General features: G+C 57.4%; 18 protein-coding genes and 2 tRNA genes. 14 read left to right on the plus strand and 6 right to left on the minus strand.

What is annotated here, in order from left to right:
* Positions 1-30 precede the first annotated feature (30 nt).
* Positions 31-999, plus strand: a complete 969-nt coding sequence (gene fepB / locus FOV68_RS15490) for a Fe2+-enterobactin ABC transporter substrate-binding protein (RefSeq protein ID WP_031592025.1) — start codon at positions 31-33, stop codon at positions 997-999.
* Here the strand turns inward: fepB and entS are convergent.
* The gene (gene entS / locus FOV68_RS15495; protein WP_143991164.1) at positions 994-2,238 is read right to left on the minus strand and encodes an enterobactin transporter EntS; all 1,245 of its coding nucleotides are present in this window, start codon (positions 2,236-2,238) and stop codon (positions 994-996) included. The genes fepB and entS overlap by 6 nt on opposite strands.
* A 145-nt stretch (positions 2,239-2,383) precedes the next feature.
* On the opposite strand from entS, the gene fepD reads away from it, so the two are divergent.
* The 3 genes from fepD to FOV68_RS15510 are packed head-to-tail and all read left to right on the plus strand — an operon-like array spanning position 2,384 to position 5,138.
* A complete protein-coding gene (gene fepD / locus FOV68_RS15500) occupies positions 2,384-3,373 on the plus strand; it encodes a Fe(3+)-siderophore ABC transporter permease (protein ID WP_083070323.1) in 990 nt (329 codons plus the stop codon).
* Positions 3,370-4,350 carry an iron-enterobactin ABC transporter permease gene (fepG, locus tag FOV68_RS15505; protein WP_143991165.1) on the plus strand — a complete coding sequence of 327 codons (981 nt, stop codon included), beginning with the start codon at positions 3,370-3,372 and terminating at the stop codon, positions 4,348-4,350. Before fepD ends, fepG begins: the two co-directional genes overlap by 4 nt.
* Positions 4,347-5,138 (plus strand): ATP-binding cassette domain-containing protein, encoded by a 792-nt coding sequence (locus FOV68_RS15510; RefSeq protein ID WP_010251825.1) that lies wholly within the window; start codon positions 4,347-4,349, stop codon positions 5,136-5,138. Before fepG ends, FOV68_RS15510 begins: the two co-directional genes overlap by 4 nt.
* 43 nt (positions 5,139-5,181) lie before the next feature.
* On the opposite strand, the gene FOV68_RS15515 is transcribed toward FOV68_RS15510, so the two are convergent.
* The 3 genes from FOV68_RS15515 to fes form a co-directional block, all read right to left on the minus strand.
* Positions 5,182-9,111, minus strand: a complete 3,930-nt coding sequence (locus FOV68_RS15515) for an enterobactin synthase subunit F (RefSeq protein WP_143991166.1) — start codon at positions 9,109-9,111, stop codon at positions 5,182-5,184.
* Positions 9,104-9,322: an MbtH family protein gene (locus tag FOV68_RS15520; RefSeq protein WP_060681688.1), complete on the minus strand. Its 219-nt coding sequence runs from the start codon at positions 9,320-9,322 to the stop codon at positions 9,104-9,106. The genes FOV68_RS15515 and FOV68_RS15520 overlap by 8 nt, the downstream gene beginning before the upstream one ends.
* A gap of 99 nt (positions 9,323-9,421) precedes the next feature.
* Positions 9,422-10,627 (minus strand): enterochelin esterase, encoded by a 1,206-nt coding sequence (gene fes, locus FOV68_RS15525; protein ID WP_083070319.1) that lies wholly within the window; start codon positions 10,625-10,627, stop codon positions 9,422-9,424.
* Between the two features lie 250 nt (positions 10,628-10,877).
* On the opposite strand from fes, the gene FOV68_RS15530 reads away from it, so the two are divergent.
* The gene (locus FOV68_RS15530) at positions 10,878-13,145 is read left to right on the plus strand and encodes a TonB-dependent siderophore receptor (RefSeq protein ID WP_137241144.1); all 2,268 of its coding nucleotides are present in this window, start codon (positions 10,878-10,880) and stop codon (positions 13,143-13,145) included.
* 63 nt (positions 13,146-13,208) lie between these two features.
* On the opposite strand, the gene dacB is transcribed toward FOV68_RS15530, so the two are convergent.
* Entirely contained in the window at positions 13,209-14,642 is a 1,434-nt protein-coding gene (gene dacB / locus FOV68_RS15535) for a serine-type D-Ala-D-Ala carboxypeptidase (RefSeq protein WP_010251813.1), read from the minus strand.
* Between the two features lie 248 nt (positions 14,643-14,890).
* On the opposite strand from dacB, the gene greA reads away from it, so the two are divergent.
* Positions 14,891-15,367: a transcription elongation factor GreA gene (greA, locus tag FOV68_RS15540; RefSeq protein WP_010251811.1), complete on the plus strand. Its 477-nt coding sequence runs from the start codon at positions 14,891-14,893 to the stop codon at positions 15,365-15,367.
* Between the two features lie 106 nt (positions 15,368-15,473).
* On the opposite strand, the gene yhbY is transcribed toward greA, so the two are convergent.
* Entirely contained in the window at positions 15,474-15,767 is a 294-nt protein-coding gene (yhbY, locus tag FOV68_RS15545; RefSeq protein WP_010251809.1) for a ribosome assembly RNA-binding protein YhbY, read from the minus strand.
* A 127-nt stretch (positions 15,768-15,894) separates the two neighbouring features.
* Between yhbY and rlmE the strand changes: the two genes are divergently transcribed.
* The 8 genes from rlmE (at position 15,895) to rimP (ending at position 22,293) form a co-directional block, all read left to right on the plus strand.
* Complete coding sequence (gene rlmE, locus FOV68_RS15550; protein WP_010251807.1) at positions 15,895-16,524, plus strand: 23S rRNA (uridine(2552)-2'-O)-methyltransferase RlmE; 630 nt, start codon at positions 15,895-15,897, stop codon at positions 16,522-16,524.
* A gap of 113 nt (positions 16,525-16,637) precedes the next feature.
* The gene (gene ftsH, locus FOV68_RS15555) at positions 16,638-18,563 is read left to right on the plus strand and encodes an ATP-dependent zinc metalloprotease FtsH (protein ID WP_031592034.1); all 1,926 of its coding nucleotides are present in this window, start codon (positions 16,638-16,640) and stop codon (positions 18,561-18,563) included.
* A gap of 79 nt (positions 18,564-18,642) precedes the next feature.
* Positions 18,643-19,482: a dihydropteroate synthase gene (folP, locus tag FOV68_RS15560; protein ID WP_083070317.1), complete on the plus strand. Its 840-nt coding sequence runs from the start codon at positions 18,643-18,645 to the stop codon at positions 19,480-19,482.
* Positions 19,479-20,813: a phosphoglucosamine mutase gene (gene glmM / locus FOV68_RS15565; protein WP_109652656.1), complete on the plus strand. Its 1,335-nt coding sequence runs from the start codon at positions 19,479-19,481 to the stop codon at positions 20,811-20,813. The genes folP and glmM overlap by 4 nt, the downstream gene beginning before the upstream one ends.
* Positions 20,814-21,029: 216 nt before the next feature.
* On the plus strand, positions 21,030-21,368 hold the full coding sequence (secG, locus tag FOV68_RS15570) for a preprotein translocase subunit SecG (protein WP_010251798.1): 339 nt from the start codon (positions 21,030-21,032) through the stop codon (positions 21,366-21,368).
* Between the two features lie 37 nt (positions 21,369-21,405).
* Positions 21,406-21,492, plus strand: a tRNA-Leu gene (locus FOV68_RS15575).
* Positions 21,493-21,551: 59 nt separating this feature from the next.
* Positions 21,552-21,628: transfer RNA gene (locus FOV68_RS15580), tRNA-Met, on the plus strand.
* Between the two features lie 212 nt (positions 21,629-21,840).
* The gene (rimP, locus tag FOV68_RS15585; protein WP_010251795.1) at positions 21,841-22,293 is read left to right on the plus strand and encodes a ribosome maturation factor RimP; all 453 of its coding nucleotides are present in this window, start codon (positions 21,841-21,843) and stop codon (positions 22,291-22,293) included.
* Positions 22,294-22,298: the final 5 nt, after the last annotated feature.

The raw sequence follows: 22,298 nt of genomic DNA on the forward strand, positions 1-22,298 counted from the left end.
CTTTTTGCGGGTAAAAGTGGACGAAAATCTATGAGTAAACATGGTGTCACATCGGCGATAGCGCTGTTTTTCCTGAGTATCAGCCTGTTCAGCGTTACCGCTGCTGCCCAGACCGGCTGGCCGCGGACTGTCGCCGGGGCAACAGGCAATATCACGCTGACCCAGGCACCCATGCGCATTGTTTCGACCAGCGTTACCCTGACAGGCTCGCTGCTGGCGATTGATGCGCCGGTCGTCGCCAGTGGCGCAACTGCACCCGGCAGTCGGCTGGCTGATAAGCAGGGATTCTTCCGTCAGTGGGGCGAAGTGGCCAAACAGCGCGGCGTAAAACGTCTCTACATTGGTGAGCCCAGTGCAGAAGCGATTGCTGCTGAAGCGCCAGACCTGATTGTGGTCAGCGCCACCGGGAATGATTCGGCGATCAAACTGGTCGATCAGCTCGCGGCGATTGCGCCGGTGCTGGTGGTGAATTACGACGATAAAAGCTGGCAGCAACTGGTGACGTTGCTGGGTGAGGCGACCGGGCATGAAGCGGAAGCTGCCGCCCGGAAAGCTGAGTTTGATGCGCGAGAAAAGGCTCTGAAAGCGAAGCTGACCCTGCCGCCGCAGCCGGTTTCAGCGATGGTGTGGAACGGGGATGGCCGGGCAGTCAATCTGTGGACGGATGCGTCGGCGCAGGGGAAATTGCTGCAGCAACTGGGCTTCACTCTGGCGACGCCGCCGGCCACTCTTCAGGCTGGTCACAGCATGGGACAGCGTAAAGATATCCTGCAACTGTCAGGGGAAAATCTGGCGGCAGGCCTTAATGGTCAATCATATCTGCTGTTTGCCGCTGAAGAGCCCACTGCCGCACAGGTGATGAGCAACCCTTTCCTGGCACAGACCCCAGCGGTGCGCGCAAAAGCGGTTTATGCGCTGGGGCTGGATAGCTTCCGGCTCGACTACTACAGCGCCAGCAATTTGCTGACGCGGCTGGAAACGCTGTTCGTTAAATCATGATCCCGTTTCCGCCGGTGCAGGCGGTTGATAGCGACGCAGACGCGCCATCAGCAGCCACATGATGATGCCCAGCACGGTGGCTGCCAGACCAGACAGGCTGGCCGCCTGCTGCGGCAACAGCAGTGAACCCATCGCGCCAATCATCGCTGCACCTATCGCATCGCCGGTGACATTCTGCGCTGTCCAGAGGCTGTTGATCCTGCCGAGCAGCGCATCAGGCGTCAGCGTCTGGATCATCGCGTACTGCACCAGGCTGTTGATGGCACTGAAATAGCCAAAGACCGCGAGGCAGACCAGACTCGCGCTGAACCACGGCATCAGGCTGAACAGAGCCAGTGCGACGAAAGCAGCAATAGCACTCGCCAGGATCAGGCGGCCCGGCTGTGGTGACTGTGCCAGCCGTCCGCTGGTGAGCGCACCTGTGGCAGCACCCAGCGGAACGGCGGCATACATCAGCCCTAACTCCGTCACGCCGACCTGCCAGTGTGGCGCCAGCGCCGGATAGAGCACGCGCACCGCGCTGGCTAACGTTACCAGCGCGCCGACCAGCGCCGCCATGCCAACAATCGGGCTGGCAAACAGGAATTGCACGCCGCTGACCAGTGCTTTCAGCGGATGTTCACGCGGCTGCGGCGGTGGCGCAAGCCGCGGCAACCGCAGCAGGGTTAACACCGTCAGCAACGTGCCGAACGCCGCCAGTCCGTAGTTCCACGCCACACCGCCCTGCGCGATGACCAGTCCGGCAATGGCCGGGGAGAGAATCGCGCCAAAGCGCACCGTCAGCATGGTAATCGCACCTGCTTTCATCAGATTTTCACGCCCGACCAGCGCCGGAGTTGCCGCCAGCAGCGCGGTGACGCCTATCGCGCCGAAAAAACCATCCCACAGTCCCAGCACAAAGACGGCGATCACCGACGGCGAAGGGAGCAGGGCATTGATGCATAAGGCGACAAAGCCCAGGCCACAGGTGGATCGGGCAAACAGGATCAGACGTCGGCGCTCATAGCGATCCGCCAGCACGCCGCCAGTCAGCAGGCCGATAAACATGCCGGCACCGGCCAGCGTCACCGCCAGACCCACCAGCAGCGGCGACTGCGTCAGTTGCTGAATCTGAACCGGTACCGCCACCGCCAGCATGCCGAGGGCGACAATGGAGATAAAGCGGGCGATAAAAATGGCGCGAAAGGCGGGGTGGGTTCTCAGCAGGCTGAGATCGATAAAGTGGGAGGGTTTGTTCATAACGTCGCTTTTTTGCACCCATTTTCCTCATCATTGAGTCCGGGAGTCATGGTAACATACAAAAAATCACTAATAACGATAACAAGTATCATTATCATAATGACTCGTGCTGCGATCTCAATGAATCGGTGAAGGTTTAAACGTTATGCGTCAACTTCGTGCAATAGCAGGTTCAGGGATGCTGCTGTTGTTGCTTCTCGCGCTCAGCCTGATGCTGGGTGCCAAATCTATCCCCTTTCATGATGTCACGCAGGCCTTATTCAGCGACTGTAACCGCGTCGATTGTGTCATCGTGCGCGATGCCCGACTGCCGCGCACCCTGGCGGGTCTGCTGGCCGGGATCAGTTTAGGTCTGGCGGGCGCGCTGATGCAGAGCCTGACGCGCAATCCGCTGGCCGATCCCGGCATTCTCGGTATCAACGCCGGTGCGGGCTTTGCGGTGGTGCTGGGCATCGCCCTGTCTGGCGCAGATTCCCCCGCTGACTGGCTTGGCTTTGCCTTTACGGGCGCACTGCTGGCCTCCCTGCTGGTGGCGCTGACCGGCGCGCTGGGCGGTGGCCGCGTTAACCCGGTGCGTCTGACGCTGGCAGGCGTGGCGCTGGGCGCGGTGCTGGAGGGGTTAACCTCTGGTTTATCGCTGCTCAATCCTGACATCTACGATCATCTGCGTTTCTGGCACAGCGGCTCGCTGGATATCCGCAATTTTGCCATTCTGCGCACCACCTTTCCGGCGGTAGTCGCCGGTAGCCTGCTGGCGCTGCTGCTGGCGCGTTCGCTCAACAGCCTGAGTATGGGCGGTGATATGGCGACCGCGCTGGGTACCCGGGTGATGCGTACCCAGTTGGTGGGATTACTGGCTATTGCGCTGCTGAGTGGGGCGGCGACAGCTGCTGTCGGCCCCATCGCTTTTGTCGGCTTAATGACGCCACATCTGTCCCGCTGGCTGCTGGGTAACGATCATCGCTGGATGCTGCCCGGAACCCTTCTTATCACCCCCTGTTTGCTGCTGGCCGCCGATATTCTGGGACGGCTGCTGGTACCGGGTGAACTGCGCGTGTCGATTGTCACGGCCATACTGGGCGCGCCTATGCTGATTGTGCTGGTGCGCCGCAAGTCGGGAAGAGGGCAGCTATGAAACGGGTGATGATTAATGCGCTGATGCTGCTGATGGCCTGCGGGGTGCTGGCCTTTCTGAGCATTACGCGCGGCACCTTACCGATCTCCGCCAGCCAGTTGTGGGCCCTTATCAACGGCGAGGCGGCGCGTAACATACAGCTGATTGTACTGGAGTGGCGACTGCCGCGCGTCATGATGGCGCTGCTGATTGGTGCGGCACTGGGCGTCAGCGGGGCAATTTTTCAGTCGCTGCTGCGCAACCCGCTGGGCAGCCCCGATATTCTGGGTTTCAATACCGGCGCTTACAGCGGCGTGCTGGTGGCGCTGGTGCTGTTCCAGCAAAACATGGAGGGCATGACGCTGGCGGCACTGCTTGGCGGACTGCTCACCGCGGGCGTGGTCTGGCTGTTCAGCTGGCGCAACGGCGTGGAGACCTTTCGTCTGATCATTGTAGGCATCAGCGTGCGGGCGCTGCTGATGGCGCTGAACAGCTGGCTGATTATCAGCGCCTCACTGGAAGCGGCACTGAGCGCCGGGCTCTGGAGCGCCGGTTCACTCAACGGCATTACCTGGGCGAAAACGACACCGGTGATTACGGTGCTGCTGCTGGCGTTGCTGGCCACAAGCATGCTGGCCCGGCGCATGCGTCTGCTGGAGATGGGTGACGACACTGCCTGCGCGCTGGGTGTACCGGTTGAACGCAGCCGCATTTTGCTGATGCTGACGGGCGTGATCCTCACCGCCGCCTCTACCGCGCTGGTGGGTCCTATCTCCTTTATTGCGCTGCTGGCACCGCAGATTGCTCGTCGGCTGTGTGGCGGTATCAAAGGCGCGCTGCCGCTGGCTGCCTTGTGCGGCGCGCTGCTGTTAACCGCCGCGGATTACGCCGCGCAGCACTTTTTCCTGCTTTATCAGCTGCCGGTTGGCGTCATCACGGTTAGCCTGGGCGGACTCTATCTGATTGCTCTACTGGTACGGGAGGCGCGACGCCAATGACAGTGAAAACACGTTTGCAGGGCGACGCGCTGACGCTGGGGTATGACAAAAAAATCGTGGCGGAGAATCTCACCGTCGCGATCCCCGACGGTGAACTGACCGTTATTATTGGCCCCAACGCCTGCGGAAAGTCGACGCTGCTGCGTACCTTAAGCCGTCTGGTCTCGCCCCTGAAAGGCCAGGTGCTGCTGGATGGCAATGCGATTGCTCACTACGCTACCAAAGAGGTGGCGCGTCGGCTGGGGCTGCTACCGCAAAGCTCGAATGCGCCAGCGGGCATCAGCGTCAGCGAACTGGTCGCGCGCGGGCGTTATCCGCACCAGTCGTTGTTTGGTCGCTGGCGACAGGACGATGAGACGGCTGTTCAGCAGGCAATGCAGGCTACCGGCGTGGCAGACTTAGCGCAGCAGCAGGTTGATACGCTCTCTGGCGGCCAGCGGCAGCGGGTGTGGATTGCGATGGTGCTGGCTCAGCAGACGCCACTGTTGCTGCTGGATGAACCGACCACCTGGCTCGACATCGCCCATCAGATTGAGTTGCTGGAATTAATGCAGGATCTCAATCAGCAGCATGGTCGTACGCTGGTGGTGGTGCTGCACGATCTCAATCAGGCGTGCCGCTATGCCAGCCACCTGATTGCGATGCGAGACGGGAAAATCATTGCCGAAGGGAAACCGGCGGAGATCGTCACGCCGGAACTGATAGAAGCGATCTACGGCCTGCGCTGCATCATCATTAACGATCCGGTGGCCGGTACGCCGATGATTGTGCCGCTGGGAAGAGGCTGACCTGCGCTTTCTTCGGGTGGAGAAAGCGCAAAGTCAGAGCGGCTCAGGGATTCAGCGACGCCAGGCACTGCTGCAGTCGTGGCCCAATCTGTTCGAACATGCGCGGTGAGATGATCTCGACGTGCGCACAGTCCAGCGGCCAGATAGTCAGCTCGCCGACATAGGGCGCCCAGGCGCGGCGTGCATCCTGACCGGGCTGCTGCGTCTGTTCCGCCAGGAACAGGGTTGCGTGTCCGCTGAAGCGAGCACTGCGCGCTGTTGCCAGCAGGCGCACCGAACTGGCGTAGTTGGCTTCAATGGTAGTAAACAGTGCCTCCATTCCTTCACCGGCCTGCTGCCGCTGCGCAGCGATAAACTGCTCGCGCTCACGATTAACCTCTTCCAGCACCGCCGGATCCAGCACATTTTCGCCGCGCCGTTCATCCCAGTTCTGCGTCTCCGGTGGCCAGGTATCCAGCAGTCCGAGGAAGGCAACGTTTTCACCTTCGGCCTCCAGCCGCGCGGCGATACCCTGCGCCAGCGTGCCGCCCAGCGAGTAGCCCAGGAAATAGTAAGGCCCCTGTGGCTGCTGCTGACGCACCGTCGCCAGATGCGCCTCACACACCGCGTCAAGGTGCTGCGCCTGGTTCAGCGGGCTGGCGGTGTCGGGTGACTGAATGCCGAGTAGCGACCAGCGTGCATCCAGATAGCGCTGCAACACGCTGAACTGCCAGGCAAAACCGGAGGCGGGATGGAAGCAAAACAGCGTCGGGCCAGTGCCGCGTCGCAAGGGTAATACCGCTTCAAATCCGGCACGAGCCACATCCGCTGGCTCGCTGCAGAGCAGTGCTGCCAGCTTTTCTACCGTGGATGCCACCATGATCTGGCCCACCGACACCGGCTGATTCAGCGTCCGGCGCAGCTGTGCTGCCAGCCGCATCGCCAGCAGGGAGTGGCCGCCCAGCGAGAAGAAATCATCCTGGGCGCTTACTGGTTCGCACTCCAGCAGCCTGGCAAACGCCTGTGCCAGTGTCGTTTCGAGTCCGGGATGCGGCGCGCGACCAGCCAGTGCTGCCTGCGTTTGCGGCAGCGGCAGCGCTTTGCGATCCAGCTTACCGTTGCTGCTGAGCGGTAACTCCGCCAGCTGAACAATCGCCACCGGCACCATATGCGCCGGTAACTGTGAGGCCAGAGTCTGACGTATTGCGTCGGTATCGATCGGGCCATCAGCCACCACATAGCCGACCAGCTGGCGGGCATCGCCCTGCTGATCGCTGCTGCTCCCCAGCACCACCGCATGCGTGACGGCCTGCTCAATGCCAGGTAGCGCAGCCATGGCGTGGTCGATTTCGTTCAGCTCGATACGCTGCCCGCGAATTTTTAGCTGATCGTCGCTGCGGCCCAGATACTCCACCGCACCATCCGGCAGCCAGCGCGCCACATCACCGGTTCGGTACATCCGGGAGCCGTGACCCCACGGATCGGCGACAAACCGGCTGGCAGTGAGGTCGGGACGATCAAGATAGCCATGCGCCAGCTGCACGCCGGTCAGATAGAGATCGCCAGTCACGCCCGGTGGCACCGGCTGCAGACGCGCATCCAGAATCCGTAAGCCGGTGTTCCAGACCGGGAAGCCAATCGGCACGCTGGCCCCTTCGACGGCCGCCAGCTCCGGGCCAAAGGCCGGATAGTAGCTGACATCAACCGCCGCTTCGGTCGGGCCATAAAGATTATGCAAGGGGACCCGGGTCAGTGCCTGCCAGTGGCGCGATAGCTCTGCGGGCAGCGCTTCGCCGCTACAGAAAACCCGGCGCAGGGTGGCGCAGCGCGCTATCGCGTCATCTTCCTGCAGCGAAGCGACAAAAGCAGCCAGCATCGACGGGACAAAATGGGTGGTGGTCACGCGGTAGCGGGCAAACAGCTGCTGCAGCGCGTCCGGGTCGCGATGAGCATCGGGCGGTGCCATCACCAGCTGTGCGCCGACGATGAGCGGCCAGAAGAACTCCCATACCGAAACATCAAAGCTGCTCGGGGTTTTCTGCAACACCACATCATCGCTGCCGAGCGGATAGCGATCCTGCATCCATAACAGACGGTTGACGATCGCCTCATGACTGACCAGCACCCCTTTTGGCCGGCCGGTCGAGCCGGAGGTATAGATGATGTATGCGCCATCCTGTGGGCATGGGGCCTGCATCAGTACGCTATCAACGGGTGTTAACAGCGCGTCGTAAAACAGTGGCGCGACGGGTGAGAGTGCCGCCAGCCGATCGGCCAGTTCACGGCAGGTGATCAGCGTTTTCGGCGCGGCATCTTCCAGCATCATCTGTAACCGATCGTCCGGATAGCCGGTATCGAGCGGCAGCCAGGTTGCACCCACGCTGACGATCGCCTGCAGCGCCAGCGATAAAAAGACTGAACGCGGCAGCGCTACGGCGACGATATCACCCTGAGTCACTCCCTGCGCAATCAACTGCTGTCCCAGCGCGGCGACCTGCTGCTGCATCTGTTGATAGTTAAGCTGATGCCCCTCATCTGCCAGTGCCGGAGCGCGCGGCGAACGCTGTGCCTGACGAAGCAGCAGGCTACTCAGGGTTTCTGCGGGCAGCATTACGGCAGTCTGGTTGATCGCCGCGAGCTGCTGATGTTCTTCCGGCATCAGCATGTCCAGCTCGCCACAGGCACTGGCTGGCCGGACGGCAAGCTGCTGAAGCAGCAGGACAAAGCGGCTGGCGTGTTGCTTCAGCGTTGTGTCGCTGTAGCGCTGTGCATTAGCCAGTAACTCCAGCGTCAGGTCGCCCTGTTCGCTGAGGTAGATAGCAATCTCCAGATCGCGTACCGGTCCTGACGCCAGTTGATGGGTTATGCCTTTGATGCCAGCGAAATCGAGCTGGTAATCAAACATCTTCAGGTTGATTACCGGCCCATAGAGCGGATCGCTGTCACCGGAGCGACCCAGATCGCGCTGCACCTGTTCAGCATCGTAACGCTGATGACGACGCATTTTTTTGACTTCACCCGCCAGACGCCCGGCCAGTGCCGTCAGCGGCTGTGTCGGATCGTAATGCACCGCCATTGGCAGCACGTTAATCACCGGCCCGGTGGCGCAAAGCGCGGCCGAGCCGATGCGGCGCATAAAGATGAAACCGGCGGCGAACGCATGCTGGCCGGTGAGGCGCGCCAGCCATAACGCCACCAGCGCAAAGGCGGTATCCGCGGCGCTGAGGTTGTGCTGCCCGGTGTGCGTCAGCAAAGCCTGAAACGTGTCGCGATCCACGGCAAACGTATGGCGCAGCAGGTCGGTACTGGCGCTCTGACCGGCCAGCGGCAGAGCGGACAACGAGGCGGGCGCAGGTAACTGCGCCCCTTTCTCCAGCCAGAACTGGCGATCGCGCTGCCAGCCCGAAGATTGCTGATAGCGCTGATATTCATCAACGACGTCGCTGAACGGCACAAACGGGCTCGGCTCCGGCGTGTCGCCGCGCTGCCAGGCGCTGTAGAGATTGGCGATACGGCGGGTCAGGGCGGTGAAACTAAAACCATCGACCACCAGATGATGGTATCGCTGATACCAGTACCAGTGATCCTCATCCAGCCGAAACAGGCTGTGATGGTAGAGCGGCGCGCCGCTCAGCACCCGCAGATCGCCGGTCATATCCTGCTGCATCAGCGCACGTGCTGCGGCCTCAGGATCGGCGGCGTCGCGCAGATCGATCACCTCAGGCTCGCGGAAAGCCTGGGGTGCAGGCCACTGTAGCGGTTCACCCTCCAGCTCGCCAAAGGCCATATTCAGTGTGTCCGCTTCCTGCATGCCAGCAATTATGGCCCGTGACAGCAGCGCGCTGTTCAGCGCACCGCGCAGTTCGACAAAATGCGCCACGGCGTAAGCATTGGAATAGGGCGATAGCTGGTCAGCGATCCAGATTCCGGGCTGAGCGGCCACCAGTGGCAGCGTTTTTTGTTCTGTCTGCGGGTTGAGGGTGATCTCAGACATTTTCGCCTCTGTCCTGCGTCATAACCGGACGGATATCGTGCCAGTTTTCATTCAGCCAGCTCAGACAGTCAGCCTGTGGTCCGGGGCCAAACACCGGCTGCCATCCTGCCGGAATCGCACAAAAGGCGGGCCATAGGCTGTACTGCTGCTGATCGTTCTTCAGCACCTGACAATCCTGTTGCGGATCGTCGAAAGGGTTAAGTTGTTGCATGTCGGTCTCCTGTCCGCAGTCACCGGGCGCGCTAACGCCGCTGTCCTGCATAGATATCTTTCAGTGGCGCGCAGAAGGCGGGATATAAGCGGTTCAGGGCTATTGCCACATGGCTTTAAGGCCTGCCAGCAGTCCGCCGCGCCAGCACAGCGCATCGTGGCCGCCTTCAACCGGGTGATAGCTGACCTGATGTCCGGCGGCGGTCAGATCGCGCTGAAACTGCTGGTTTGCTGCCAGAATCAGCCGCTCGCGTCTTCCCGCTTCCAGGTAGAAGCGGCGAGGGGGTGCCTGCAGCAAACCCTGTTGTAACTGCTGTGGCAGCCAGCCATTGGGGTCGCCGCGCGCGGGCCACCAGAACGAACCGGAGAGGCTGATCGCTCCAGCAAAGGTTTCCGGCCAGGTCAGGGTGGCGTAAGCGGCAGAAAGGCCGCCAAAACTCTGTCCCGCTACCAGCGTGCTGTCGGCACGAAACGGCGCCCAGCGCTGAACCTGCGGCAACAGCTCGTGCTGAATCGCCAGCCAGAAGTCAGGGTTACAGGTCAGCTCACGCGTGCGGTGTTCGCGGTCGATGATGTCGATCATGACATAGACCGCAGGGGGCAGTTCGCCCGCCTCTGTCAGTTGCTGAAGCGGGCCGGCAACCGGCATGTTCTGTGCCCAGAACTGACCATCCAGCAGCAGTACCAGCGGACGATCGCCTGCACTGGCGTCTCCGGTAACAGAGATCCAGATCTGACGCTGGTTTCCCAGCCGTTCGCTGCGCCACAAATAGTGTTGCAGCGGAATATCGGCGGCACGGCCTTCATCAACCGCACGCCACACCTGCTGATCCGGCGCGTGTGGCAGGTGCAGTGGCGAGACCCTCATTCCGCGTCCACCCGCCCAGCTTCGCAAAGGATTCAGCGGGTCGCTTTGCGCCTGCGGGAATTTCTGACGCCACCACTGGCGCACTGCCTGCATATCGGCCTGCCCGGTAAAAGTCTCTTCCTGACTATCAGGAATCAGGCAGTAGCTGCCGCGCCAGTCAGCGGGCAGGGCGGTTTGCCACCACCAGACATCGGTATCGGGAACAGGCGTTAATGAGGAGGGGACCGCAGAATGATGATGATCGGTTACGCCGGTAATATTGATCCAGACGCGCCGGGTATCGGAGTGCTGCGTGTCACCCTGGGGATCGCGCCAGAAAAAGGTGACCTGACAGGTTCCCTTTTCGCCAGCTTCAACCAGAGGAATGCCCCGTTGCTGCTGCTGTTGCCACCAGCGTTCACTGCCGGTTTCTTCATTTAACCACGTCATACGCGCCATCTTTCGATCACCCTTGATTAGGGTCATGCATGTTATGAATAATAGTATTGATAATTATTTGCATTTGCAATAGGGTGTTTCCGCCCGACAGGGAGCGCGCGCATCCTCTCTGCCGCACCGGCTTTCAGACTGATGCAAAGCGGTTCTGACGCTGGCCCGGCGACAAGGGGAAAACGTTGCAGGCAAGGTTATTACTTTTTTACCGGCACGCCGGCAGTGGCATCCTCGCCGGCACTCCAGGAACAGAAAAATGAAAAAGTTATCCCGGCTTTCGTTAGCCATTATGATTGAACTGGGTTTCACCGCCTCTCTCATTTCTGCCGGTGCCGTGGCTGCCGAAGCCCCCCGCGAACCGGCCATCGACAGCAGCACCTCCGATACCCTCCACGACGAGACCATGATGGTGACCGCCGCCGAGCAGACGTTGCAGGCACCTGGCGTGTCGACCATCACCGCCGACGAAATTAAAAAACATCCACCCGCACGCGATGTCGCCGAAATTATCCGCACCATGCCTGGCGTCAATCTGACCGGTAACTCCACCAGCGGCCAGCGCGGAAACAATCGCCAGATCGATATCCGCGGCATGGGGCCGGAAAATACCCTGATTCTGATTGATGGATTGCCGGTGACCAGCCGCAACGCGGTTCGGCTTGGCTGGCGTGGCGAGCGTGATACGCGCGGCGACACCAACTGGGTGCCGCCAGAGATCATTGATCGCATTGAGGTGATCCGCGGTCCGGCAGCAGCCCGTTACGGTAACGGTGCAGCGGGCGGCGTGGTGAACATCATCACTAAAAAAGAGATGGATAATCAGTGGCACGGCTCATGGAGCGCCTATTACAACGTGCCGGAACACAAGGAGGAGGGCGCGACCCGTCGCACCAACTTCAGCCTTGAAGGTCCACTGGGCGATGATGTCAGTTTCCGGCTCTATGGCGGACTGGCAAAAACGCAGGCTGATGCTTACGACATTAATGAAGGGCACGCCGCAGACCGCACCGGCAGTTACGCCGGATCGTACCCGGCGGGCCGTGAAGGCTCGATCAACAAAGATATTCATGGCCTGCTGCGCTGGGCATTTGCGCCGATGCAGACGCTGGAAGTGGGGGCCGGTTACAGTCGTCAGGGCAACCTCTATGCCGGGGACACGCAGAACACCAATACCAACGCCCTGGTGAAAAGCAAATATGGTGACGAGACCAACCGGCTCTATCGGCAGAACTTTTCTGTTAAGTGGACCGGTGCCTGGGATAATGGCATCAGCACCAATACTTACGCGCAATATGAGAATACCCGCAACGCGCGTCTGAATGAGGGGCTGGCGGGCGGCACCGAAGGCATCTTCGCCAACAGCAACTTCAATACCATCCAGCTGGATGATGTGTTGTTGCACAGTGAGGTCAGCGTGCCGTTTGAATGGCTGGTGAACCAGACCGCGACTTTCGGGACGGAATGGAATCAGCAGCGGATGAAGGATCCTTCATCGACGACTCAGGCCGCCAGCTACGGGACGATTCCCGGTATCGCTACGACCGGCCGCACACCCTATTCACAGGCGGAGATCTTCTCGCTGTTTGCCGAAGACAATATTGAGCTGACCGACAGCACCATGCTGACGCCGGGCCTGCGCTTCGATCACCATTCGATTGTCGGCGATAACTGGAGCCCGTCGTTCAACCTGTCACAGGGATTAGGCGATGAGTTCACCCTGAAAATGGGCATTGCGCGCGCCTACAAAGCCCCGAGCCTCTATCAGACCAACCCGAACTATCTGCTCTACAGCAACGGTCAGGGCTGCGCCGCCAGTGCCGGAGCCTGTTATCTGATGGGTAATGACGATCTGAAAGCGGAAAACAGCATCAATAAAGAGATTGGGGTCGAATGGAAGCGCGACGGCTACCAGGCGGGCCTGACCTGGTTCCGCAACGACTACCGTAACAAGATCGAGGCTGGCACGGCGCCAACCGGCACCGCATCTAACGGCAAAACCGACATCTACAAATGGGAAAATGTGCCAAAAGCGGTCGTCGAGGGGCTGGAAGGCACGGTCAATGTTCCGTTCTCCGACAGCGTGACCTGGAACAATAACTTCACTTACATGCTGCAGAGTAAGAATAAAGAGACTGGCGATCGTCTGTCGATTATTCCGGAATATACGCTCAATTCGACGCTGAGCTGGCAGGCGATGCAGGACCTCTCCCTGCAAACGACGCTGACCTGGTACGGTAAACAGGTACCGAAGAAATATGACTATAAAGGTAACGCCGTCACCGGTAGCGCCACCGATCAGGTTAGCCCCTATTCGGTTGTAGGCATGAGCGGCACCTATGACGTTAATAAATATGCCAGCGTCACCGTGGGTATCGACAACCTGTTCGACAAGCGTCATTTCCGTCAGGGCAACGCGCAGACCACCGGCAATGCCACCACCGGAGCGTGGCTCTATGGCGCAGGGGCCAATACCTTTAACGAGTCGGGCCGCACTTATTATATGAGCGTGAACACCCGCTTCTGATGGACAGGCAATAAAAAGCGCAGCGGTTGACCTGACCGCTGCGCTTTTTTTATGACTGAATAATCAGTTGTTCTGATTGATATCGCGGTAGAGACGGCTCTCAAATCGCACCAGCGGAATACGGCGGGTACGCTGATCTTCCGGCGGGACCGCATAACCGGAAAGAAACTGAACGAATGCCACCCGCGCGCCACTGGAAGTAGTAATAAAGCCCGCCAGGTTATAGACGCCCTGCAGTGAACCGGTTTTCGCCGAGACTTTGCCATCCAGCCCCGCCTCATGCAGCCCGCCGCGATACTGCAGCGTGCCGTCGTAACCTGCCAGCGGCAGCATCGAAATATAATCCAGCGTATTGTCATTCTTCGCAATAAACTGCAAAACCTGCATCATGGTTTGCGGCGAAATCAGGTCATGGCGGGAGAGACCGGAACCATCCACCTGAATGCTATTACCCATGTCGACATTGGCTTTGGCTTTCAGGATGCGGCGAACGGCATCCTGTCCGGCGCGGAACGTGCCGGGCACATTGAAGTAGTGATGACCAATGGTGCGAAACACCGTGTCGGCAATCATGTTGTCTGACTTCTTCAGCATGGTGTGCAGCAGCGTATGCAGCGGCGCGGACTGGGTCGATGCCAGCACCGTACCTGGTTCAGTGACCTGTGTCTGTCTTACCAGATGCCCGCTGTAGTCAATCTCAGACGACCGCAGTTCTGCCTTGAGTATTTCGCCAGCCCAGGCCGCGCCATCCTGCACCGCAAATGCCAGCGGCAGCGGTTCCGCGCGCTGGCGCATACAGCCCGTGAGGGTGTAGCGGTTCAGCTCGCCCGGCACCACATCCAGCTCGCAATATTGCCCTTCGCCGCTGTTGCGGCCAATGGTACGCACCTGGCTGTACATATGCGCCGGATAATAGGAGGCGATGCGCACAAAGGCATTCTCACCCGGCGTATTAGCACTGTAGAGCGACACCGAGAAGCAGTTTTTATCAACGATTGCCGCACCCGGCGGGGCGCTGAAGCACTGAGTCATATCATTCCACGGCCAGCCCGGCGCCATGTCGTGACTGGCAAAAACGGAGGTGTCGATAACCAGATTGCCTTTGATATGGTTAATGCCCTGCTTCTTTATCGCCGCCACCATGTTGCGCAGATCCTGCCGGCTTAAGGTGGGATCACCGCCGAAACGTGCGACTAAATCGCCGTTCAGTGTGCCATCGATAATGGCGCCGCGAGTCTCAAAAGTGGTCTGAAAACGGAAGTCGCCACCCAGCTCCAGCAATGCTGCCAGCGCCGTTACCACTTTCATGGTACTGGCGGGCAGGGCCATCTGTTTTCCGTGATAATCAATAATCGGGGTTGATGCGCCTACTTTCTGCACCATCAGCGCCAGATTGGCACCGTCTGGCAGGTACTGCATGTATTCATCAACTGGCGCTGCGTGTGCCTGCAGCATAAATGCGCAGCTTAATCCGGTAACAAGTCGTGAAAATCGCATAATCTCGCGGTAACTGGCAGGTGAGGGCGTCAATACTACGTCGCTGGACGGTGCAAAGTAAACGATGACCCGCAGGGAACTCTGGGGTAAAATACGTATCAAATTGCAAAACTCTTTTCTGGCCTGGAAGCATCTCCGGGTCAGGATTCTTTTATTTGCAAAACGGGCTAATGCGCCGCAGAACGCTTTTTTCTGCAGTCACCGGTCAGGATGACATCGTTAAACAGGAAAGATGGCGAGGAGCTTAAATGAATCAGATTCCGATGACGTTAAGAGGCGCTGAAAGATTGCGCGAAGAGCTGAACGAGCTGAAAACCGTGAAGCGCCCGCGCATTATCGCCTCTATCGCTGACGCACGCGAACATGGCGATTTAAAAGAGAACGCGGAATATCACGCTGCACGTGAAGAGCAGGGTTTTTGCGAAGGTCGTATTCAGGAGATTGAAGCCAAACTCTCCAATGCGCAGGTTATCGACGTCACTCAGATGCCGAAAACCGGACGCGTGATTTTCGGTGCAACCGTTACCGTGCTGAACGTCGAAACCGACGAAGAAGCGACGTATCGCATTGTGGGCGATGACGAAGCGGACTTTAAGCAAAATCTGATTTCGGTCAATTCGCCGATGGCGCGTGGCCTGGTGGGTAAAGAGGCCGATGACGTGGCTATCGTTAAAACCCCGGGCGGCGACGTTGAGTATGAAATCCTGAAGGTGGAATACCTTTAAGATGTTGCTACGCTTTGAAAAGCGTTAAAGCACAATGTAAAGAAAGGAAAAAGGCCGCATTGCGGCCTTTTATCTGAGGTAAGAGCATGTCACTTTCTTTGCCCACTTAGCGTGGCAGAGAAATTTTGCTCTCTTTAGAGGGGCGATACAGCACCAGCGTTTTGCCGATCACCTGTACGTTGCTGGCACCGGTCTCACGCACGATAGCCTCAACGATCAGCTGTTTCGTTTCACGATCTTCCGAGGCAATTTTTACCTTGATCAGTTCGTGATGCGACAGAGCCTGCTCGATTTCGGCCAGCACGCCTTCAGTCAGGCCATTGCCACCCAGCATAACCACTGGCTTGAGCGGATGGGCGAGGCCCTTGAGGTGCTGTTTTTGTTTGGTACTTAGATTCATCGTAGTTTTTTACTTACTCAGGGATTGAAAACGGTTCATTCTACCGCCATCTCGGGTATATCACCAAATCGACGCAACCCATTGCGTGCAGGTTTATCGCTACGATGACGATTTAGTTGGAAATATTATGACGGGTAAAAAGCGTTCGGCCAGCTCCGGCCGCTGGCTTCAGGAACACTTTAGCGATAAATATGTGCTCCAGGCGCATAAAAAAGGGTTGCGCTCGCGCGCCTGGTTTAAACTTGATGAAATACAACAGGGTGACAAGCTGTTCAAACCCGGCATGACCGTGGTAGATCTGGGAGCTGCCCCCGGTGGCTGGTCGCAATATGTGGTACAGCAAATTGGGAACAAAGGGCGAGTCATTGCCTGTGATATCCTGCCAATGGATCCGATAGTCGGTGTCGATTTCCTTCAGGGCGATTTTCGTGAAGAATCGGTAGTCAATGCGCTGCTTGAACGCGTTGGCGATCAAAAAGTTCAGGTTGTCATGTCCGATATGGCGCCGAATATGAGTGGTACACCTGCCGTAGATATTCCCCGGTCGATGTATTTAGTCGAGCTGGCGCTGGAGATGTGTCGGGATATCCTGGCACCTGGCGGCAGTTTTGTAGTGAAAGTGTTTCAGGGAGATGGCTTCGATGAATACCTGCGGGAAATTCGCTCCCTGTTTACGAAAGTGAAAATTCGTAAGCCGGACGCTTCACGTTCACGTTCACGTGAAGTGTATATTGTGGCGACTGGGCGCAAACTATAACCAAATTGCTGGAGAAGTCCGCAGTTTTGCTGCGATTCCATGTATGCGGGATCTATAGTACCCTACGCTATCTGTTAACACCGTTGTAATATGAGGTTAATCCCTTGAGTGACATGGCGAAAAACCTGATTCTCTGGTTAGTCATCGCGGTCGTGCTGATGTCAGTATTCCAGAGCTTTGGGCCCAGCGAGTCGAATGGCCGTCGGGTTGATTATTCAACCTTCCTGTCGGAAGTGAACCAGGATCAGGTCCGCGAGGCACGTATTAACGGGCGTGAAATTAACGTCGTTAAAAAAGACAGCAATAAATACACGACCTACATTCCTGTCAACGATCCCAAGTTGCTCGATAACCTCTTGACCAAAAACGTCAAAGTGGTTGGCGAACCGCCGGAAGAACCAAGCCTGCTGGCTTCAATCTTCATTTCGTGGTTCCCGATGTTGCTGCTGATCGGTGTGTGGATCTTCTTTATGCGTCAGATGCAGGGCGGCGGCGGTAAGGGCGCGATGTCCTTCGGCAAGAGCAAAGCCCGCATGTTGACGGAAGACCAGATTAAAACCACTTTCGCCGACGTAGCCGGTTGTGACGAAGCGAAAGATGAAGTTGCTGAGCTGGTGGAATATCTGCGTGAGCCAAGCCGTTTCCAGAAGCTGGGCGGTAAGATTCCAAAAGGCGTTCTGATGGTGGGGCCACCGGGTACCGGTAAAACCTTGCTGGCAAAAGCGATTGCCGGTGAAGCGAAGGTGCCTTTCTTTACCATCTCCGGTTCTGACTTTGTGGAAATGTTTGTTGGTGTCGGTGCATCCCGTGTGCGTGACATGTTCGAGCAGGCCAAAAAAGCGGCTCCGTGCATCATCTTTATCGATGAGATCGACGCCGTCGGTCGTCAGCGTGGCGCCGGTTTAGGCGGTGGACATGACGAACGTGAGCAGACGCTGAACCAGATGCTGGTTGAGATGGATGGTTTCGAAGGTAACGAAGGTATTATCGTTATCGCCGCAACTAACCGTCCTGACGTACTGGACCCTGCGCTGCTGCGTCCAGGTCGCTTTGACCGTCAGGTTGTAGTTGGCCTGCCAGATGTTCGCGGTCGTGAGCAGATCCTGAAAGTACATATGCGTCGTGTGCCACTGGCTACAGATATTGATGCAGCAATCATTGCACGTGGTACGCCAGGCTTCTCGGGTGCCGATCTGGCCAACCTTGTTAACGAAGCAGCGCTGTTCGCGGCCCGTTCAAACAAGCGTGTGGTTTCGATGGTAGAGTTCGAGAAAGCGAAAGACAAAATCATGATGGGTGCGGAACGTCGCTCCATGGTGATGACGGAATCGCAGAAAGAGTCAACTGCCTACCACGAAGCAGGCCACGCCATTATTGGTCGCCTGGTGCCAGAGCATGACCCGGTTCATAAAGTAACGATTATCCCGCGCGGTCGCGCACTGGGTGTGACCTTCTTCCTGCCTGAAGGCGACGCGATCAGCGCCAGCCGTCAGAAACTGGAAAGCCAGATCTCAACGCTTTACGGCGGTCGTCTGGCAGAAGAGATCATCTACGGTGCAGAACGGGTTTCTACCGGTGCGTCCAACGATATTAAAGTTGCGACCAATCTGGCGCGTAACATGGTGACGCAGTGGGGCTTCTCTGAAAAACTGGGTCCGTTGCTCTATGCAGAAGAAGAGGGTGAAGTGTTCCTCGGACGTTCTGTCGCGAAAGCGAAACATATGTCTGATGAAACGGCCCGCATCATCGACCAGGAAGTTAAGCACCTGATCGACAGCAACTACCAGCGTGCTCGTCAGATTCTGGGTGAGAACATGGACATCCTTCACGCGATGAAAGACGCGCTGATGAAGTATGAAACCATTGATGCGCCGCAGATCGATGACCTGATGGCGCGCCGCGAAGTGCGTCCGCCAGCGGGCTGGGAAGATCCAGGCAGCAACTCAGACAGCAACGGTACGCCAAAGGCGCCACGTCCGGTTGATGAACCGCGTACGCCAAACCCAGGCAATACCATGTCAGAGCAGTACAACAAATAAGACGCAACATCGTCAGACAAAACCCCGGCTGGTCCGGGGTTTTTTACATCCAGATATTGATCAGCAAGGAGTTTCCGCCATGAAGTTGTTCGCCCGTGATTCCCATCTCGATTTATCTTTTCCTCATGTGATGGGCATTCTCAACGTCACGCCGGACTCCTTTTCAGATGGTGGAAAGCATAATGCGCTGGTGGATGCGCTGACGCATACCAATGAGATGGTCAATGCAGGCGCAACCATCATCGATGTGGGCGGAGAATCAACCCGTCCTGGCGCGGATGAAGTGAGTGTGGAGGAGGAGCTGGAGCGGGTGATTCCGGTCATCGATGCCATTGCCCAGCGTTTCGAAGTCTGGATTTCAGTGGACACCTCTAAAGCTGACGTCATCCGGGAAGCCGCGCGAGTGGGTGCTCACATCATTAACGACGTGCGTTCCCTTTCTGAACCCGGAGCGCTGGAAGCCGCAGCCGTGACCGGACTGCCTGTCTGTTTAATGCATATGCAGGGCGAACCGCGCACCATGCAGCAGGCACCGGTTTATGAAAATATTTTAAGCGAAGTGGACACTTACTTCGCTCAGCAGATAGCGCGCTGCGAAACGGCGGGCATTAAAAAAGAGCGTCTGATACTCGACCCGGGCTTCGGTTTCGGTAAAAATCTCAGCCACAATTATGAACTGCTGGCTCATCTTGGCGATTTTCACCACTTCGGCCTGCCGCTGTTAGTGGGGATGTCGCGTAAATCGATGATTGGCCAGCTGTTAAACGTCGGCCCGTCACAGCGTTTAACCGGCAGCCTGAGTTGCGCGGTGATTGCTGCAATGCAGGGCGCGCAGATTATTCGCGCCCATGATGTAAAAGAGACGGCTGAAGCGATGCGCGTGGTCGAAGCGACCCGAAGAGCAAAAGGAGTATCATGAGTAATCGTAAATATTTCGGTACAGACGGCATTCGCGGCAAAGTCGGTGAAGCACCCATCACTCCTGATTTCGTCCTGAAGCTGGGCTGGGCCGCAGGTAAAGTGCTGGCGCGCCACGGTTCAAAGAAAATCATCATCGGTAAAGATACCCGTATCTCTGGCTATATGCTGGAGTCGGCGCTGGAAGCTGGTCTCGCCGCGGCGGGCCTGACGGCCGCCTTTACCGGCCCGATGCCGACACCAGCCATCGCCTATCTGACCCGTACCTTCCGCGCAGAGGCGGGCATTGTGATTTCAGCGTCACATAACCCGTTTGACGACAACGGAATTAAATTCTTCTCGTCCGAGGGCACCAAACTGCCTGACGATGTTGAAGAGGCAATTGAGCTGGAGATGGAAAAGCCGATTACCTGCGTTGAATCAGCGCAGTTAGGCCGCGCCAGCCGCATCGTCGATGCAGCAGGGCGTTACATTGAGTTCTGCAAAGGGACGTTCCCCAGCGAACTGAATCTGAATGGCCTGAAAATTGTGGTCGACTGCGCCAATGGTGCCACCTATCACATTGCGCCGAATGTATTGCGTGAACTGGGCGCGACGGTGATTGCTATCGGTGTCCAGCCAGACGGCATGAACATCAACAAAGAGTGCGGTGCCACCGACCTCAAACTGCTGCAGCAGCGCGTGCTGGCGGAGAAGGCCGATATCGGCCTGGCCTACGACGGTGACGGCGATCGCATCATGATGATTGATCATCTGGGTGACAAAGTTGATGGCGACCAGATCCTCTACATCATTGCGCGTGAAGCACTGCGTCAGGGACAGCTGCGCGGCGGCGTGGTAGGTACCCTGATGAGTAACATGGGGCTGGAATTAGCGCTGAAACAGCTTGGCATTCCATTTACCCGTGCCAAAGTCGGTGACCGTTATGTACTGGAGAAGATGCAGGAGAAGGGCTGGCGTCTGGGTGCAGAGAACTCCGGTCATGTTATTCTGCTGGATAAAACCACGACCGGTGACGGTATCGTTGCAAGTTTGCAAGTGCTCACTGCGATGGTGCGCAATCACATGAGCCTGCACGATCTCTGTAGTGGCATGAAGATGCTGCCGCAGGTCCTGGTTAACGTACGCTTTGCGGGCGAGCATGATCCGCTTCAGAGTGACGCGGTAAAAGCTGTCACGGCCGACGTGGAAAAAGCGCTGGCGGGTCGCGGACGCGTTCTGCTGCGTAAATCAGGTACTGAGCCATTGATTCGTGTCATGGTCGAAGGCGAAAATGAGGCGCAGGTCACCGAACTGGCGAATCGCATCGCCGACCAGGTCAAGGCCGTTTAAAACCGTAACAGGCGGTCTGCAGAGTGCTGAACTGCCTGTAAAATCACCGGGATGGCGTTTTTTTCTGCAAACAGTGTGGGTAGTAAAAATTGCACTTGCAGAGATATGCGCCTTTGGTTAGTATTCACACCCGCTTCTGATGGGTGATGACGAGACTCCCCATCAATACTGGTTGAAGCTTTAACTGTACGATTACCGTGCAAGGAACAGGATGATATGTACCAAGCTCTTTTAGTAGTTTTCCTTATTGTAGCTATCGCCCTCGTGGGTATGATCATGCTGCAGCAAGGCAAAGGCGCTGATATGGGAGCCTCATTCGGTGCAGGCGCATCCGGTACGGTGTTTGGTTCTTCGGGCTCAGGTAATTTCATGACTCGTACAACCGGCATCTTAGCAGCGCTGTTTTTCATCATCAGCCTGGTTCTGGGTAATCTGAACAGCAATAAAGCGTCTAAAGGAAGCGAGTGGGAAAATCTTTCTGCGCCGGCGCAGTCTTCTCAACAGACTGAAAAGCCAGCTCAACCGGTAACGCCGGGCAGCGATATTCCTAAGTAAGGTCGTCAGCACAACGAATCGTTGTGGTCAGTGCAGTGCCGTGGTGGTGGAATTGGTAGACACGCTACCTTGAGGTGGTAGTGCCCGATTGGGCTTACGGGTTCAAGTCCCGTCCTCGGTACCAAATAGTAGTATCCCTTGCATTTTATGCAGGTCTGGCGTATTATTCGCCACGTTTTCGGACGCGGGGTGGAGCAGCCTGGTAGCTCGTCGGGCTCATAACCCGAAGGTCGTCGGTTCAAATCCGGCCCCCGCAACCAATTTTCCCTTTGAGTTCTTTTTCAAATATACTGTATGCATCGACGGACGCATTCACGGTTATTTTTTGAAAGAAAATTCTTTGGATGGAGTCCGGGCCGCATTGCGGCATACAGGGTCCAGTGATTAAAAGCCCCGAATATTCGGGGTTTTTTGTTATTAGCGAATCGTAATACTGGGCTATAGGCCCTTTTTTTATGTCTTGGGGGTGGGCTTGTCCACATTAGAGCAAAAATTGACAGAGTTGGTATCGGCTCCCGTAGAAGCGCTGGGTTACGAACTGGTTGGAATTGAATTCGTTCGTAGTCGCACATCTATCCTGCGCATCTATATTGATAGTGAAGATGGCATCAATGTCGATGATTGCGCCGATGTCAGCCACCAGGTAAGTGCGGTAATGGATGTTGAAGATCCCATTACGGTCCCTTACAACCTAGAAGTCTCTTCACCGGGACTCGATCGTCCTCTGTTCACTGCAGAACACTACACCCGCTTTATGGGTGAAGAAGTGAGTCTGGTGTTGCGTATGGCCGTTCAGAACCGCCGTAAATGGCAGGGAACCATTAAGTCAGTTGATGGCGAGATGATCACGGTGCACGTTGAGGGTAGCGATGAAGTGTTCGCGCTGAGTAATATTCAGAAAGCGAACCTGGTCCCCCACTTTTAAAAGTC

It is taken from the genome of Pantoea sp. paga (genome assembly GCF_007558755.1).
Classification (GTDB): Bacteria; Pseudomonadota; Gammaproteobacteria; order Enterobacterales; family Enterobacteriaceae; genus Pantoea; species Pantoea agglomerans.